A 17,305-nucleotide genomic window follows, 5' to 3' on the forward strand; every position below is an offset into this window, starting at 1 on the left:
TCAATAGTAAAAACTATGATGAATAATAGAAATAAAGATAAAAATACGATCAAAAGATTTAACAAGATTTCGATTGGTTTAGCTTCTCCAGAATCTATCCTAGCGGAGTCAAGAGGTGAGGTTTTAAAACCGGAAACCATCAATTATCGTACCCATAAACCAGAGCGTGACGGTCTTTTCTGTGAGCGAATTTTCGGTCCTGTAAAAGATTTTGAATGTGCTTGTGGTAAATACAAAAGAATCCGTTACAAAGGGATCGTGTGTGACCGATGTGGGGTTGAAGTTACGGAGAAAAAAGTGCGTCGTGACCGTGTAGGACATATCAATTTGGTGGTCCCTATTGCTCACATCTGGTATTTCCGTTCACTTCCTAACAAAATTGGTTATATCCTTGGGTTGCCGTCTAAGAAATTAGACATGATTATCTACTACGAAAGATATGTAGTAATTCAGCCGGGTATCGCTAAAGGTCCAGACGGAGAAACTTTAAACAAATTAGATTTCCTTACTGAAGAAGAATACTTGAATATTCAGGATTCCCTTCCGATGGAAAACCAATATTTAGATGATACCGATCCAAACAAATTCATCGCTAAGATGGGTGCAGAGTGTATCATGGATTTATTGGCTCGTACCGATTTAGATGCATTGTCATATGAATTGCGTCACGCGGCTAACAATGAAACATCTAAACAAAGAAAAACAGAAGCGTTAAAACGTCTTCAGGTAGTGGAGTCTTTCCGTGAAGCAAATAATAACAGAGAGAACCGTCCGGAGTGGATGATTATGAAGGTTATTCCTGTTATCCCGCCGGAATTACGTCCGTTAGTGCCGCTTGATGGTGGTCGTTTCGCGACTTCGGATTTGAATGACCTTTACCGTCGTGTAATCATCCGTAACAATCGTTTGAAACGATTAATGGAAATCAAAGCGCCTGAGGTAATCTTGAGAAACGAAAAACGTATGTTGCAGGAATCTGTGGACTCGTTGTTCGATAACACAAGAAAAGCTTCTGCTGTTAAAACAGAATCAAACAGACCATTGAAATCCCTTTCTGATTCATTGAAAGGTAAGCAAGGTCGTTTCCGTCAGAACTTATTAGGTAAACGTGTGGATTATTCTGCCCGTTCGGTAATTGTCGTTGGACCGGAAATGAAATTGTTCGAATGTGGTCTTCCAAAAGACATGGCTGCTGAGCTGTACAAACCATTCGTTATTCGTAAGTTAATCGAAAGAGGAATCGTTAAGACGGTTAAGTCGGCTAAGAAAATCATCGACAAAAAAGAGCCGGTAGTATGGGATATCCTTGAAAACGTAATTAAAGGTCACCCGGTATTACTAAACCGTGCTCCTACGTTACACCGTTTAGGTATCCAGGCGTTCCAGCCAAAATTGATCGAAGGAAAAGCGATTCAGTTGCACCCATTAGTGTGTACGGCGTTCAACGCGGATTTCGACGGTGACCAGATGGCGGTTCACTTACCATTAGGGCCTGAGGCTATTTTAGAGGCGCAATTGTTAATGTTGGCTTCTCACAATATTCTTAACCCTGCCAATGGTGCGCCTATCACGGTACCTTCTCAGGACATGGTTCTTGGTCTTTACTATATGACCAAAGAGCGTTTGTCTACACCTGATCACAAGATTTTAGGTGAAGGTTTAACTTTCTATTCTGCAGAAGAGTGTAATATCGCTTTGAATGAAGGAAGAGTTGAGTTGAATGCTCGTGTTAAAATCAGAGCAAAAGATTTCAACGAGAATGGAGAATTGGTATATAAAATCATCCAGACTACTGCAGGTAGAGTATTGTTCAACGAAGTAGTACCTGAAGCAGCAGGATATATCAATGAGGTATTGACTAAAAAATCGTTGCGTGATATCATCGGTCACATTTTAAGTGCTACTGATGTACCTACAACGGCTGCCTTCTTGGATAACATGAAGGATATGGGATACCGATTCGCTTTCAAAGGCGGTTTGTCATTCTCATTGGGAGATATCCGTATTCCGGAACAAAAACAACAATTAATTGCAGATGCCAGAGAACAAGTTGCCGGTATCTCAATGAACTATAACATGGGTCTTATTACCAATAACGAGCGTTACAACCAGGTTATTGATATTTGGACTTCAGCAAATGCTCAGCTTACAGAGTTGGCAATGAAAAACATTAGAGAAGACCAGCAAGGTTTCAACTCGGTGTATATGATGCTTGATTCTGGGGCGCGTGGATCGAAAGAGCAGATTCGTCAGTTAACCGGTATGCGTGGTTTGATGGCTAAGCCGAAAAAATCAACTGCTGGTGGTGGTGAAATTATTGAAAACCCGATCTTATCAAACTTTAAAGAAGGTCTTTCCATCCTTGAGTACTTTATCTCTACTCACGGTGCTCGTAAAGGTCTTGCGGATACGGCTCTTAAAACGGCCGATGCGGGTTACTTGACTCGTCGTCTACATGACGTATCTCAGGATGTTATCGTTAACTCGGTAGACTGTGGTACTTTAAGAGGTGTTGAAGTTTCGGCTTTAAAGAAAAACGAAGAGATTGTAGAGTCTTTAGGAGAAAGAATCTTAGGACGTGTTGCTTTACAGGATGTAATTAATCCGTTAAATGGTGAGGTGCTGGTTCACGCAGGTGAAGAAATTACCGAAGCTATTATGAAAGCAATCGACGCTTCTCCAGTTGAAAAAGTAGATGTTCGTTCGCCGCTTACTTGTGAAGCTCCGAAAGGAATCTGTGCTAAATGTTACGGACGTAACTTGGCAACTGGTAAGATGACGCAGAGAGGTGAAGCGGTTGGTGTTATTGCAGCACAGTCAATTGGTGAGCCTGGTACACAGTTAACACTTCGTACGTTCCACGTAGGAGGGGTTGCTGGAGGTATCTCTGAAGAGTCTAGCATCATCACTCGTTTTGCAGGTAGATTGGAAATTGAAGATCTTAAAACGGTTAAAGGAGAAGATAACGAAGGAAACGCAGTGGATATCGTAATCTCCCGTTCAACTGAATTGAAATTGGTTGATGAGAAGACAGGAATCCTATTAAATACACATAACATTCCTTACGGATCGAGCATCTTTGTTAAAGATGGTCAGACAGTGGATAAAGGAGATGTGATCTGTAAATGGGACCCTTATAATGGTGTAATTATCTCTGAATTTACAGGAAAAGTTGCTTATGAAGATATCGAACAAGGACAAACGTTCATGGTTGAAATCGACGAACAGACAGGATTCCAGGAAAAAGTAATTACAGAGGGTAGAAATAAAAAATTAATCCCTACTTTATTAATCTACGGAAAAGATGGTGAACTTATTCGTTCATACAACTTACCAGTAGGAGCTCACTTGATGGTTAACGACGGAGAGAAGATTAAAGCAGGTAAAGTATTAGTGAAAATCCCTCGTCGTTCTTCGAAAGCAGGCGATATCACCGGAGGTCTACCAAGAATTACCGAGTTGTTAGAGGCTCGTAATCCTTCAAACCCTGCGGTAGTTTCTGAAATCGACGGTGTCGTTTCTTTTGGAAAAATCAAAAGAGGTAACCGTGAGATTATCATCGAGTCTAAATTTGGTGAGGTTAAGAAATACTTGGTGAAATTATCAAGTCAGATCTTAGTTCAGGAGAATGACTTCGTAAGAGCGGGTGTGCCATTGTCTGATGGAGCAATTACTCCGGATGATATCTTAAGAATTAAAGGGCCAGCTGCTGTTCAACAGTATTTGGTGAACGAGATTCAGGAGGTATACCGTTTACAAGGGGTAAAAATTAATGACAAGCACTTTGAGGTTGTAATTCGTCAGATGATGCGTAAGGTTCAGATTCAGGATCCGGGAGATACTTTGTTCTTAGAAGATCAATTGGTTCATACTTCTGACTTTATCATCGAAAATGACAAGTTATATGGAATGAAAGTTGTAGAGGATGCTGGAGATTCTGAAAACCTAAAAGCAGGTCAGATTGTTTCTCCAAGAGAGTTAAGAGACGAAAATTCATTGTTAAGACGTAATGACAGAAATCTTGTGGTGGCAAGAGACGTAGTTCCGGCAACGGCAACTCCGGTTCTTCAGGGTATTACAAGAGCTTCGCTACAAACAAAATCGTTCATCTCTGCGGCATCGTTCCAGGAAACAACCAAAGTATTAAATGAAGCTGCTGTAGCAGGTAAAGTTGACGGATTAGAAGGATTGAAAGAGAATGTTATTGTTGGTCACAGAATCCCTGCGGGTACTGGTATGAGAGATTACGACAACATCATCGTAGGTTCTAAAGAAGAGTTCAACGAACTTATGGCGGTGAAAGAAGAATTTAATTATTAGAAATTAAATTAATCACTATATTTATAAATCCTAACAGTGTCTTACTGTTAGGATTTTATATTTTAGCATAATTATTAAAAAGTAAGACGATGAGTGATAAAAACAATCAACAAGGACAAATTAATATTGAATTGGACGAACAAACAGCAGAAGGAATTTATTCTAATCTGGCAATCATAAATCATTCGAATACCGAATTTGTTATTGATTTCGTGAGTATCATGCCGGGTGTTCCTAAGGCAAAGGTGAAATCAAGGATTGTATTGACACCACAGCATGCAAAACGTTTGCTAATGGCTTTAGGTGAAAATATTCACCGTTTTGAAAACGCCCATGGTGAAATAAAGGAAGCGGAACCAACGCCAATCCCATTTAATTTTGGTCCTACAGGACAAGCATAATTAAAAAATAGATAGGCCTTTCATTACTGAAAGGCTTTTTTATTATAGGGTAATTTTATATTCTCCTTATTTGGGATTTTTGCCATAGAAATAAATTCCTTACATTTACTTGTTAAATTGTTGTGTCTGAATTGTCTTGTGTTTTAATGTTATTCAGATGGTTTAATAATGTAAATTGATGCCCCAATGATACAAATAAATACCCCTTTTATCCATCTCTTTGATAAACCAAAACAGATGAAAAGTAATTTTTTGTTTTTGTTACTCTCTTTTTTTGGTTTTTCATTTTCAGGTTTTTCGCAATCCATTCAGGTAAACAGTATAACTCCTAATCCCGTATGTGGCGGTGAAATAGTTACCGTTACATTTTCAACTACAAACGGAAATGGCCCTAACAGAAGGTATTCAACAGGTACAAACTTTGTGGTTTATTTAAGTAGCAATACAGGTGGAGCCCCTTATTCATCATTAGGGCCTTTAACGCTGCTTCCGTATACATTTACTGGCGGTAACGATGCTGTTAACACTAACGTTCAGGGGAGAATCACGTTGCCTGCCAATGCTGCGGGAACTTATAAAATTGCAATTGGGTCGACAAGTCCTGATTTTTCAGCTGTTAATGGAAACGGAGCTTCGCCTGGTTTCACTGTTAACGCAGCTCCTAATGGAGGGACGGTTTCAGGAGGTGCGACAGTATGTCCTGGTACCAATAATACTGTTTTGACATTGAGCGGTCATAGTGGAAGTGTTGTAAAATGGCAGTCAAGCCCGTTTAGTGACTTTTCTTCTTCCATAACTGATATTGCGAATACAACAACCAGTCTGACAGTTTCTAATATTTCAGCTTCAACTTATTTTAGGGCAGTGCTCACGAACGGTACCTGTTCATCAAGCAGTTCTGTTGCTGTCATAATTGTAGATCCAAATTCCGGTACAGTTTCTTCCAATCAGAGCATTTGTTCCGGAACTCAGCCAGCAAATATTGTGCTTACCGGCAGTGCAGGAATAATTCAATGGCAACGTTCTACCGATAATGTTGTTTTTTCTAATATTAACGGAGCTACCGCTACAATGCTTGCTTCTGCACAGATGGGGGGCTTAGCAGTGACTACATACTATAGGGCTGTATTAACCGGAGGATGTGGCACTGTTAACAGTCCGGTTGTTACGGTTACAGTTTCTCCTGCTACAGTTGGAGGTACGGTTTTGTCCGATGCCACGGTGTGTTCAGGGAATAATTCCACAGTGCTTACCTTAACAGGGTATACCGGAAATGTTGTTAAATGGCAGTCCTCAGCCATGCAAAATTTCAATAATCCGGTCGATATCGCTAATACGACAAATACTTTAACGGTTACGAATATAACATCAACGACATACTATAGGGCGGTTGTTCAAAGCGGGACTTGTACGGCGGCCAATAGTTCACATGTTAAAATTACAGTCCAAAACAGTCCAAATGGCGGGACGCTCTCCGGAAGCGCAACTGTATGTCACGGAACCAACAGCACGACTTTAACCGTAGCCGGTTATACTAATAATTCCATTCAGAAATGGCAGTCGTCTCCAGTGAATGATTTCTCTTCAGGTGTGGTGGATATTGCTAATACGTCGGCAACTTTAACTGTGACTAATTTAACTGCAACAACCTATTATCGTGTGGTAGTTGCAAATGCGAATTGTACGGCTTACAGTACCATAGCAACAATCACGGTAAACCCGTTGCTTATTGCAACGATTGTCTCTAGTAATAGTCCAATCTGTTCGGGAAGCAATGCTGTTTTTAATGTTAGTGGTACCTCTGGTGCAACCCTTACTTATACCATAAACGGAGGAGGTAATCAGACAATTGTTTTAACGGGAGGGACAGCAACTTTTACTGTAACAGGTGCTATTGTAGATCAGACGTTGTCTTTGGTTTCTGTAAGTTTCGGAACTTGTTCCAAAAGCATTGTTGGTAGTTCGACGGTGGTTGTCAATAATTCAAATGTGTGGACCGGCGCCGTGGACAATCAGTGGAATACCGCAGGAAATTGGAGCTGCGGAGCTGTTCCAACCCTTAGTTCAGATGTGATAATTAATTCAGGAAGCGTGTTTGTTTCAGGTAACGATGCTTTTGCAAATAAGCTGTCGCTAAATGGAACGTCTGCTTTAACGGTTAACTCCGGAAATAATATTACAGTTACAGATGCAGTGATTGTGGCAAGCGGTGCCAATATGACCCTGCAAAACAATGTTAATTTGATTCAGGTAAACAATGTTTCCAACTCAGGTTCTATTGTGGTGAACCGAAAAAGTTCTGCACTAATGCGTCTGGATTACACCTTATGGTCGTCACCGGTAGCTTCACAAAATCTATTGGCTTTTTCTCCATCGACATTGCCATCGAGATTTTATGTGTATAATTCGGCTACCAATGCGTACAGTGCAATAACGCCGAGTTCGAATGCATTTCAATTGGCTAAGGGATACCTGATTCGTATGCCGGACAACCATCCGACAACACCTACCAAATGGGATGGTGTATTTGCTGGAGTGCCTAATAACGGGAATGTTGATTTTACTGCTTATAATGGCGGATCTGGTTTGAGATTTAACGGTGTCGGAAACCCATACCCTTCCTGTGTAGATATGGCAAGTTTTGTACATGGGAATGCCGGAAATATTACCGGAACACTTTATTTTTGGCGCAAGACCAATAGCACTGCTACTGAGCCGGGTTATTGTACATGGACTACCGCCGGTTTTGTTGGCAATGGAGAAGCACAGGTAGTTGATCCTCAAGGTGTCTTAAGGAATGGGCAGGGTTTCTTGGTTGAAATGATTAATGGGGCAACCAATGTTTCTTTTACGAATGCGATGCGAGTGGCTAATAACGCAGACCAATTTTTCAAGAATGGCAATTTATCGGAGCAAAGATCATTAAGCGGGGATCGTATTTGGCTGAACGTGTCGAGTGTTTCAGGAGCAAATAATCAAATGCTTTTGGGGTATTTCCCTAGTGCAACATTAGGGGTGGATTATGGGGTAGATGGTAAAGCTTTAGAAGATTCACCTGTTTCATTAACCATGGAGATTGCTGGCGGTAATTATCTTATTCAGGGAAGGCCTTCTTTTGATTCGTCGGATATCGTTCCGTTGCGATTTAAGACTTCTTTTGCAGGGATGCATTCTATTTCTATTGATCATCTGGACGGATTGTTCTTAGGAGGTCAGAATGTTTATTTAAAGGATAATTTGCTGAATATCTCACATAATTTAAAAGTGTCAGCTTATTCATTCGCTTCCGATTCAGGGATTTTTGCCAGTCGTTTTGAAATTAGTTATCCTGCTTTGTTGAGTACAGATCATATCAGTTTTAATGAAAATACAGTTGTTGTATTTAAGGATAAAAATGGGGTTTTGAACGTAAATGCAAATGGTGTTGCTTTGGATAAGGTAGAAGTGTTTGATGTAAGCGGAAGAATGTTGGTACAGAAAGAGGCAAAAAGCAATACTACTGTTTTAGTTTCAGAAATTAGAGAAAAAAATACCGTTTTGTTTGTTAAAGTTGTAACTGAGGATGGGAGAATGGTAAATAAGAAAATTGTTTTTTAAATCAGTCTCAGATAAATACAAATAAAAAATCCGCCTTTTGGCGGATTTTTCTATGTTATGCAGTTTTGTTTTTTCTTTTTCGGAAGAAATTAAAAGCTAATATGATTCCAAAAAGTACCAGCCAAAACAATTTACTGTTTATTGGAGCAACTGGTGGATCTTCATCTTCCAGCCCGCCACCGCCATCATCTGTGCCGGGTTGTGCGAACATTGCAAAATCAGACATAAATAAAATGCTGAAAATGTATATTTTAATTAAATTCGACTTCATGTTATTTTAATTTGAGGCGTAAATTTGTGTTTAACTTCCAAAGTTGATTTTCGAAATGTTGCTTATTCGAACTCCGAAGTGAAATGTAATTTTACACTTGGATATTTACTTTGTGTCATCTGAATTGAAAAATCGGAATCGGCAAGGAAAACCAGCTGACCGTACTTGTCTTTTGCCAAAAACTTTTGTTTGATGCGTTTGAATTCAGCGAACTCTTCATTTTTAGGGTCTTCCGGTTTTACCCAACAAGCTTTAAAGGCCGGGAAGTTCTCATAGGAACATTTAGCCTCGTATTCGTGCTCTAAACGATACTGAATAACCTCATACTGTAAGGCGCCAACGGTACCAATAACTTTTCTGTTGTTCATTTCCAGAGTGAAAAGCTGCGCCACACCTTCGTCCATCAACTGGTCTACTCCCTTTTCAAGTTGTTTCGCTTTTAATGGATCAGCATTGTTAATATATCGGAAATGCTCCGGTGAGAAACTCGGGATTCCCTTAAACAGCATTAATTCGCCTTCTGTAAGTGTGTCGCCGATTTTAAAGTTTCCTGTATCGTGTAGTCCGACAATGTCTCCCGGGTATGAAATGTCAACAATTTCTTTTTTCTCGGCAAAGAATGCATTCGGACTCGAGAATTTCAGGTTTTTACCTAATCGAACGTGTAAATACGGTTTGTTTCTCTCGAATGTTCCCGAAACGATTTTCACGAAGGCCAAACGGTCACGGTGCTTCGGATCCATGTTGGCGTGGATTTTAAATACGAACCCGGAGAATTTGTTTTCGTCTGGTTTTACTTCTCGGGTATCTGAATCTTTTGGTCTTGGCGTTGGAGCGATTTCGATAAAGCAATCCAATAATTCGCGTACCCCAAAATTATTTAATGCTGAACCAAAGAAAACAGGTTGTAAATGTCCTGCTAAATAAGCTTCTCGGTCAAAAGTCGGATATACTTCGCTAATTAGTTCTAATTCTTCACGAAGTTTGTTTGCAGGTCTTTCTCCGATGATTTTTTCCAGCTCCGGATTTTCAATATCGGAAAATTCGATAGTTTCTTCTATGTTTTTACGACTGTCTCCTTCAAAAAGATTGATGTTTTTTTCCCAGATATTATAGATTCCTTTGAAATCATATCCCATTCCAATAGGGAAACTCAAAGGAGTTACATGAAGTTTTAGTTTTTTCTCTACTTCATCCATCAAATCAAAGGCGTCTTTTCCTTCACGGTCTAATTTGTTGATGAAAACAATCATCGGGATGTTTCGCATTCGGCAAACTTCAACCAGTTTTTCGGTTTGTTCCTCAACACCTTTTGCTACGTCTACCACAACAATAACGCTGTCAACCGCAGTTAATGTCCTGAAGGTGTCTTCTGCGAAATCCTTGTGCCCCGGAGTGTCGAGAATGTTGATTTTTTTGTCTTTGTAATTGAAAGCCAATACCGAAGTGGCTACGGAAATTCCTCTTTGGCGCTCAATTTCCATAAAGTCGGAAGTGGCTCCTTTTTTGATTTTGTTGCTCTTTACGGCACCTGCTTCCTGAATAGCGCCACCAAATAATAACAGTTTTTCTGTTAAGGTTGTTTTACCGGCATCGGGGTGAGAAATAATCCCGAAGGTTCTTCTACGTTGTATCTCTTTTTGAAAACTCATCAGACAAAATTTGTGGGTGCAAAAGTAATTATAATTTACGAGAACTCATTTCATTATCCGAAAAATAGCCTTACGGTAATGATATTCAATTTTGCGCATAATTTTTTGTTAATAGTATTTAGTATGGTTGTATAATAGCTTTGAATTGTTATTTTTGTTGGTTGCAAATCGAATGTTCTGTAAGAAGTACAGGCTTTTGTTTGCGGTTCAAATTTTAAAAATTTCAAAACTAAATAGTTATAAAAAAGAAATGAAATTAAAACAGGTTCTACTAGGTCTTTTCATGACTGCCAATGCAGTTTCTTTTGCTCAGGAAAATAAAAAAGAGGTTCTTTTTACGATTGATAACAAACCGTTTTATACAGACGAATTTACAAGAGTCTATAAGAAAAACCTTGAATTGGTAAAAGACGATTCCCAAAAAGATTTGAATCACTATTTGGATCTTTTTATCGGATATAAATTGAAAGTCGAAAAAGCTAATAAATTAGGACTTCAAAATAATTTAGCTTATCAGAATGAACTTAAATCGTATCGCGCCCAGCTTTCCAGAAATTATGTTACGGATACTAAAGTAACAAAAGAATTAATCGACGAAGCCTACAAGCGATCTTTAAAAGAAGTGAAAGCCTCCCATATTTTATTCAATCTGGATGAAAATGCGGCTCCTGCGGATACTTTAAAAGTTTATAATCAGGCTTTGAGTGTGCGTAAAAGAATTCTTGACGGCGAAGATTTCGAAACGCTTGCAGTGCAGAATTCCCAGGATCCATCGGTAAAAGAGAATAAAGGAAATTTAGGTTGGTTTAGTGTTTTCAGAATGGTTTATCCTTTTGAAAATGCGGCTTACAAAACCCCAAAAGGAGAAGTTTCCATGCCGGTAAGAACTCGTTTCGGATACCACTTGGTGAAGGTAAACGATATCCGTGATAACAGAGGCCAGGTTACCGTTGCTCACATTATGACATTAAATGGTCAGACTCCTGCTGAAGCAGCTGCGGCAAAATCTACTATAGATGATGTGTACAAAAAACTGAAACAGGGTGAGTCATTTGAGAGTTTGGCCCAGCAATTCTCCCAGGATAAGTCGTCTTCAGGTAAAGGAGGTCAGTTACAGCGATTTGGTTCGGGTGAGTTAAGTTCGGAAGAATTTGAAAATGTTGCTTTTTCATTAAAAAAAGATGGCGATATTTCAGAGCCATTTCAAAGTCAATTCGGATGGCATATCATCAAACTGATTGAAAAACATCCGGTTAAATCGTTTGAAGAAACTGATGTGGATTTTGACAGTAAAATAAGAAAAGACGATCGTTCCCGATTAATCAATGCTTCTTTGAATGAGAAACTAAGAAAAAAATATACGGTAAAAAGAGATGATAAAGTATATAAAAAAATCGTTCCTCTTGTAACGGATAAGTACTATAAGCAGGAGTGGGAACTTCCGGCTAATATGAAAGACCTGAATCAGAAATTGTTGACAATCAATAAAGAGAAAACTGTAGAAGCTCCTTTATTCTTAAACTATCTTTACGCACAACAGAGAAACAACAATACTTTAAAGCCAATAGGGAAATTGGTGGATAAGATGTATGGTAAATTTGTTGAAGAGCAGTTGGTAGGTTATTATAATGATAACTTGGAGAAAGAGTTTCCGGAGTTTTCATATGTGATGGAAGAATACAGAGACGGTTTGTTGTTGTTTGATTTGATGGAAAAAGAAATCTGGGCAAAAGCAAAAACCGATTCCATTGGGCTACAGAATTTCTACGAAAAAAATAAAGCTAATTATCAGTGGAAAGACAGAGTAGATGTTAATGTGTTTTCATCTACTAAAGAAGATGTTATCAAAAAAGCGCAACAATACCTGAAAAAGAAAAAATCAGTTGATTTTATCAAATCAAACCTTAATAAAAAGAATGTTGAGATTATGGTGAAATCGGGAGTTTTTGAAATTGGAAGCGATGCTTTGCCAAAGAACCAAAAATTTGAAGTTGGGGTTACGGACATCACTAAGGATGGAAATTATTACTTTATAACTCAGGTTAATAAAAAGATAGAGAAAGGGCCTAAAAAACTGGAAGAAACCAAAGGGAAGGTAATCAATGATTATCAGCAGTATCTTGAAGCGCACTGGGTAGATGAATTGAAAAAAGAATTCAATGTACAAGTGAATCAGGAGGTTTTTAACAAAGTAAAAAATCAGTTGCAGATAAAATAAACCATATAATTTAAGTAAAGCAAATGCTATTTAAAAAGAGAAAAATGAAGTTGATAAACAATAAAATTGCCCTGATTTTCGGATTGACAATCTGTGCTTATGGTTCAGTCAATGCACAAACCAGTCATAAAAAGAAAATTGATGGCGTTGTTGCTGTTGTTGGTGATTATGTGGTTTTGGATTCGGATATTGACAAAACTTTCATCGAATTACAGGCACGAGGTGTCGAAACAAAAGATATTCCTCGCTGTGAAATGCTGGGTAAGCTGCTGGAAGATAAATTGTATGCTCATCAGGCTGTTCAAGACAGTATTGTGGTGTCTGATGGTGAGGTGAATGAATTTATGAATTCGCAGTTGGATCAGATGGTCGAGCAGGTTGGTTCTATCGAAAAAGTAATCCAGCTTTACAATAAGAAAAATTTAGAGGATTTCAAGACTACTTTTTTCGATGTAGTTAAAATGAATAAGTTGACGGAGCAAATGCAGCGCAAAATTTTGGAGGACGTAGAAATTACTCCAGAGGAAGTCAGAATATTTTTTAATAAAATTCCGAAAGAAGAATTGCCTGTTTTTGGAGCGGAAATGGAAGTAGCGCAAATTGTCGTTAAACCGGTTGTAAGCCAGGCACAAAAGCAAAAAGCAATCGATAAGTTGAAAGAAATAAAGAAGGAAGTACAAGAAGGAGCCAGTTTTTTCAGCAGGGCAGTAATTTATACCGATGACAAAGCATCCATTCCCAATGGAGGATACTACAAATTAACTAAGAAAACACAATTCGTAAAAGAGTTCAAGGATGTGGCTTTCAGTTTGCAGGAGGGGGAAATCTCAGAACCTTTTGAAACAGAGTTTGGTTACCACATTATTTATCTGGAGAAAATACGCGGACAGGAATTAGATGTTCGTCATATTTTGATTACTCCTAAAGTAACCGATGAGGCTTTGAAGGATGCAAAAACTAAAATTGAAAACATCCGTAAGCGAATTGTTGATGGTCAGATTACTTTTGCAGAAGCTGCTAAGGCGTATTCAGATGAGAAAGAAACGCGAAACAGCGGAGGTGTCCTGGTTAATCCAAGAACTTTGGAAACACGTTTTGAGTTGACAAAAATGGATCCGTCTTTATATAGTGAAGTTGCGGACCTAAAAGATAATGCGGTTTCATTGCCGTTGATGGACCAGGAGCAAAACGGAAATAAAAAATACAAACTGATTACCGTAACGCATCGCTATGAGGAGCATACCGCTGATTTTGCGACAGATTATTTAAAGATAAAAGATCTGGCTTTGAAAGAAAAGCAGATTAAGGCGGTTGCAAAATGGTCTGAAGAAAAAATTAAGGAGACTTACATCAAAATTAATGGAGAATACCGCGATTGTAAGTTCACAAATAATTGGCTTAAGAAATAGTTGTAAATTGGGTGTATTGGAGCTTTTTGTTTTTTGACCCACCATTTATAATTCATAACTCATAACTATAACAGAATATGTCGGACGTAACAGCAATTCAAAATCTGGTTGAAAAACAGAAAGCCCTAAAGGAGGAGATCTCCAAAATCATTGTTGGTCAGGAGGAAGTGGTTAACCAGATTGTGTTAAGTATTTTTTCGGGAGGGCATGCACTTTTGGTAGGTGTTCCCGGATTAGCAAAAACACTGATGGTAAACACCATTTCACAGGCTTTAGGTTTGGATTTCAAGCGTATTCAGTTTACGCCCGATTTAATGCCGTCCGATATTTTAGGAAGTGAGATTTTAGATGAAAGTCGCAATTTTAAATTTATAAAGGGCCCGATTTTCTCCAATATTATTTTAGCTGACGAGATTAACCGTACGCCTCCTAAAACACAAGCGGCTTTGCTGGAAGCGATGCAGGAAAAAGCGGTTACCATTGCCGGTCAGCATTATCAGCTCGATTTGCCTTTCTTTGTTTTGGCTACGCAAAACCCTATCGAACAGGAAGGAACCTATCCGTTGCCAGAGGCACAATTAGACCGTTTCATGTTTGCCGTTAAGCTGGATTACCCTTCATTTGCAGAAGAGGTTCAGGTGGTAAAAAGTACGACGACTGATTTTACGGTTCAGGTCAATCCGTTATTTACCGCGGAAGAGATTATTAATTTTCAACAATTAATCCGACGGGTTCCTGTAGCGGATAATGTAATTGAATATGCTGTGACGTTGGTGTCTAAAACCCGTCCGGACAACCCGCTGGCGACCGACTTTATCAAAAACTATTTAGATTGGGGTGCCGGCCCACGTGCTTCTCAAAATTTAATTTTAGCTGCAAAAGCTAACGCAGCATTGAATGGTAAATTCTCTCCAGATATAGAAGATGTACAAGCTGTGGCTACAGGAATTTTACGTCATCGTATCATTAAGAATTATAAAGCCGATGCCGAAGGGATTTCGGAAGAAATGATAATAAAGAAATTGTTTTAAATAAAAAAAGGCTCGTTAATCGAGCCTTTTTTTATATTTTTTTCTGAATTTTCTCATCCAGTTCCTTGTCATAAAAAAACAAAAACATGCTTCCCATCATATCCTGATCCACTTTTGAAGTGTTGTTGCAAGTCATAATCAATTCGTATTCGTGTTTTCCGTGCAGCCAAATGCCTTTTTCGGAACTGAAAGTAGCAATATTTTCTAAACCGATTTTGTTTTTATAATTAGTAATGTTGCAAGTGAAAACCGTTTTATTTTCGGTTTTGTCAAACATGCTGATTGAAGTGGCAAAAGGATGTACGTGAGGAGCCGAAAAATGTAATCGGGCACTGTCTTTAATCTGTAATTGTTCTGTAATGGAACTTCTGAAGGTCCTTTTTCCTTGAGGGATAACCCAATGTCCGGATAGCATATTTCCTGCTTTATCGCAATAAGTGTGGTTTTTGGTTTCTACCGGAATGCATTGGTTGCTGGAAGGATCCAGCGGCTCTTTGAATGGATCATACTTGTCAAACGGCAACTGAATATAAACCGTTTTACTCATTAAAGGTTTTTGCGTTTTATTGTAGGCTTCATATTTTATGGAAACCTCGTGTTTTATCTTCTTAAAAATGTTTGGTTGATTGTGATTCAGGGTCTGTGTTGTGACAAACAAAAAATCGGTGCCGACAATTGGTACGCCGTACCCTTTCGGGAAATCGAAATGTTCCAATCCATGCGACAATGAAGTCATTCTAGGGTATTGTTTTCCGATGCGATCCTCTAATTTCCAATGATTGTAATATTGGGTGTCATTAATGTCGACATTCATGTGGCAGATATAATCGTTGGTAAGTGTTTCGTTGGTTTTGGCGTCGACGGCTTTTACATTAAATCCAGTAATCCATACGAGGCTGTCGGATTGGTTTAGCTGTATGTAGCGCGATGCTTTTGGTCCTTCCATTGACTTGTATATACCGTCAATTATAAAAGTAGGGGAGGCCATTTTATATTCTTTTTGATTATTGTCTATATGCCAGTCGCTATCAACCAAACCCGTTTTATGAAGAAGCAGTGTTTTTATAATTGCCTTGTGTCGATTGGTAAGTTGGGTGTAAATTACCGCTCCAAAAAGACTTGAAAGGATAAAACTAAAGGTTAAATATTTATATATCTTTGGACGTTTCAACATTGGTTTATAAGAATATTGGCAAAAATAACAGAAATGAAGTTAGAAAAATACAATAGTAACAGAATCTTTGGTTTGGATTTGGTAAGGGCATTCGCGATATTGTTTGTGTTGTTTTCTCATGTTTATTATCTGATTGGCAGCACAAATCCGCTTTTGATTTCAGTAAGTGGTCTGTTTGGTTTTGCCGGAGTGGAGTTGTTTTTTGTGTTGAGTGGTTTTCTAATTGGTTCCATTCTGCTTAAAATGTTTTTGTCGGAGGAATTCACTGCAAAGAGCTTGTTTGTTTTTTTGAAAAGGAGGTGGTTTCGGACATTGCCGGCTTACTACTTAGTGTTGTTAATCAATATAGTCATTGCATCTTTTTTCTCGTATGATATTAGCAGATGCTGGAAGTATTTCTTTTTTATTCAGAATTTTTCAAAATATGATATTGGAGTGTTTGCGGAGTCTTGGAGTTTGGCGGTAGAGGAATGGACTTATGTTGTAGCTCCTTTGGTGTTGTTTTTTGGATATAGGATGTTCAAAAACAATAAAAAAATTGGGTTTTTATTTATTTCCGTTATTCTAATACTGTTTTTCCATCTGTTGCGGTATGCTTTTTTTCTGAATACTAAGATTTCGGATATGCAAACCTGGAACCTGGCCGTGAAATCGTTGGTGGTTTTCAGAATCGACTCTGTTTTAACTGGTTTTTTGGTAGCCTGGGTACATTATTATTACAAAGAGATTCTTAAGAGGTATTGTGTTTACCTGTTTATCATTTCCTGCCATTTGTTCTTTCTGCAATTTGTTGTGCTCAATGTATTGGGTGTCGATATTATGACCAAACCTTTTTATTTTATTGTATTTTATTTTACATTTTCATCTCTGACCATTGCTTTGGGGCTTCCTTTTTTTGTTAACTGGGAGACTTCTGGCGGTGTGATTTCAAAGGTGGTCCTTTTTGTTAGTAAGGTTTCATATAGTGTTTATTTGCTTCATTATAGTGTGATCTCGGTCATTATGAAGTATTTTGTTGATGCGTCAAAATTTTCCGGAATGCAGCTTTGTGGTTTTGTCCTATGTTACTTATTTGTTGTTTTTTTTCTGAGTTATCTGCTGTATAACTACTTTGAAAAACCTATAATGGATCTTCGGGATAAAAATAATTCTGCCGATTTCTTAAAATTAAAGCCCGTTTTTTTACGATTTGACAAAATAAAATCTAAAAATTAAGTATTCGTAAAAAAATT

General features: G+C 38.3%; 10 protein-coding genes. 7 read left to right on the forward strand and 3 right to left on the reverse strand.

Features of this window, described 5'->3' with window-relative positions:
- Positions 1-15 precede the first annotated feature (15 nt).
- The 3 genes from rpoC to FEDK69T_RS07960 all read left to right on the forward strand — a co-directional run bounded on the left by rpoC (position 16) and on the right by FEDK69T_RS07960 (position 8,318).
- A complete protein-coding gene (gene rpoC / locus FEDK69T_RS07950; RefSeq protein WP_035629989.1) occupies positions 16-4,320 on the forward strand; it encodes a DNA-directed RNA polymerase subunit beta' in 4,305 nt (1,434 codons plus the stop codon).
- Between the two features lie 89 nt (positions 4,321-4,409).
- Positions 4,410-4,721 carry a DUF3467 domain-containing protein gene (locus tag FEDK69T_RS07955; RefSeq protein ID WP_023573635.1) on the forward strand — a complete coding sequence of 104 codons (312 nt, stop codon included), beginning with the start codon at positions 4,410-4,412 and terminating at the stop codon, positions 4,719-4,721.
- 237 nt (positions 4,722-4,958) lie between these two features.
- Positions 4,959-8,318 (forward strand): T9SS sorting signal type C domain-containing protein, encoded by a 3,360-nt coding sequence (locus FEDK69T_RS07960; RefSeq protein WP_023573636.1) that lies wholly within the window; start codon positions 4,959-4,961, stop codon positions 8,316-8,318.
- Positions 8,319-8,373: 55 nt separating this feature from the next.
- Here FEDK69T_RS07960 and FEDK69T_RS07965 read toward each other — a convergent pair whose 3' ends face one another.
- A complete protein-coding gene (locus FEDK69T_RS07965) occupies positions 8,374-8,589 on the reverse strand; it encodes a hypothetical protein (RefSeq protein ID WP_035629987.1) in 216 nt (71 codons plus the stop codon).
- A gap of 62 nt (positions 8,590-8,651) precedes the next feature.
- Positions 8,652-10,241 carry a peptide chain release factor 3 gene (locus FEDK69T_RS07970; RefSeq protein WP_023573638.1) on the reverse strand — a complete coding sequence of 530 codons (1,590 nt, stop codon included), beginning with the start codon at positions 10,239-10,241 and terminating at the stop codon, positions 8,652-8,654.
- A 250-nt stretch (positions 10,242-10,491) separates the two neighbouring features.
- Here FEDK69T_RS07970 and FEDK69T_RS07975 point away from each other — a divergent pair, with 250 nt between their 5' ends.
- From FEDK69T_RS07975 to FEDK69T_RS07985, 3 genes are all read left to right on the forward strand, one after another.
- Positions 10,492-12,459 carry a peptidylprolyl isomerase gene (locus tag FEDK69T_RS07975; RefSeq protein WP_035630125.1) on the forward strand — a complete coding sequence of 656 codons (1,968 nt, stop codon included), beginning with the start codon at positions 10,492-10,494 and terminating at the stop codon, positions 12,457-12,459.
- A 44-nt stretch (positions 12,460-12,503) separates the two neighbouring features.
- A complete protein-coding gene (locus FEDK69T_RS07980; RefSeq protein WP_023573640.1) occupies positions 12,504-13,868 on the forward strand; it encodes a peptidylprolyl isomerase in 1,365 nt (454 codons plus the stop codon).
- 77 nt (positions 13,869-13,945) lie between these two features.
- Entirely contained in the window at positions 13,946-14,899 is a 954-nt protein-coding gene (locus FEDK69T_RS07985; RefSeq protein ID WP_023573641.1) for an AAA family ATPase, read from the forward strand.
- Between the two features lie 31 nt (positions 14,900-14,930).
- Here the strand turns inward: FEDK69T_RS07985 and FEDK69T_RS07990 are convergent, their stop codons facing one another.
- The gene (locus FEDK69T_RS07990) at positions 14,931-16,073 is read right to left on the reverse strand and encodes a hypothetical protein (protein ID WP_023573642.1); all 1,143 of its coding nucleotides are present in this window, start codon (positions 16,071-16,073) and stop codon (positions 14,931-14,933) included.
- Positions 16,074-16,106: 33 nt separating this feature from the next.
- On the opposite strand from FEDK69T_RS07990, the gene FEDK69T_RS15440 reads away from it, so the two are divergent.
- Entirely contained in the window at positions 16,107-17,288 is a 1,182-nt protein-coding gene (locus tag FEDK69T_RS15440; protein ID WP_023573643.1) for an acyltransferase family protein, read from the forward strand.
- Positions 17,289-17,305 lie beyond the last annotated feature (17 nt).

Source organism: Flavobacterium enshiense DK69 (assembly GCF_000498495.1).
Lineage (GTDB): Bacteria > Bacteroidota > Bacteroidia > Flavobacteriales > Flavobacteriaceae > Flavobacterium > Flavobacterium enshiense.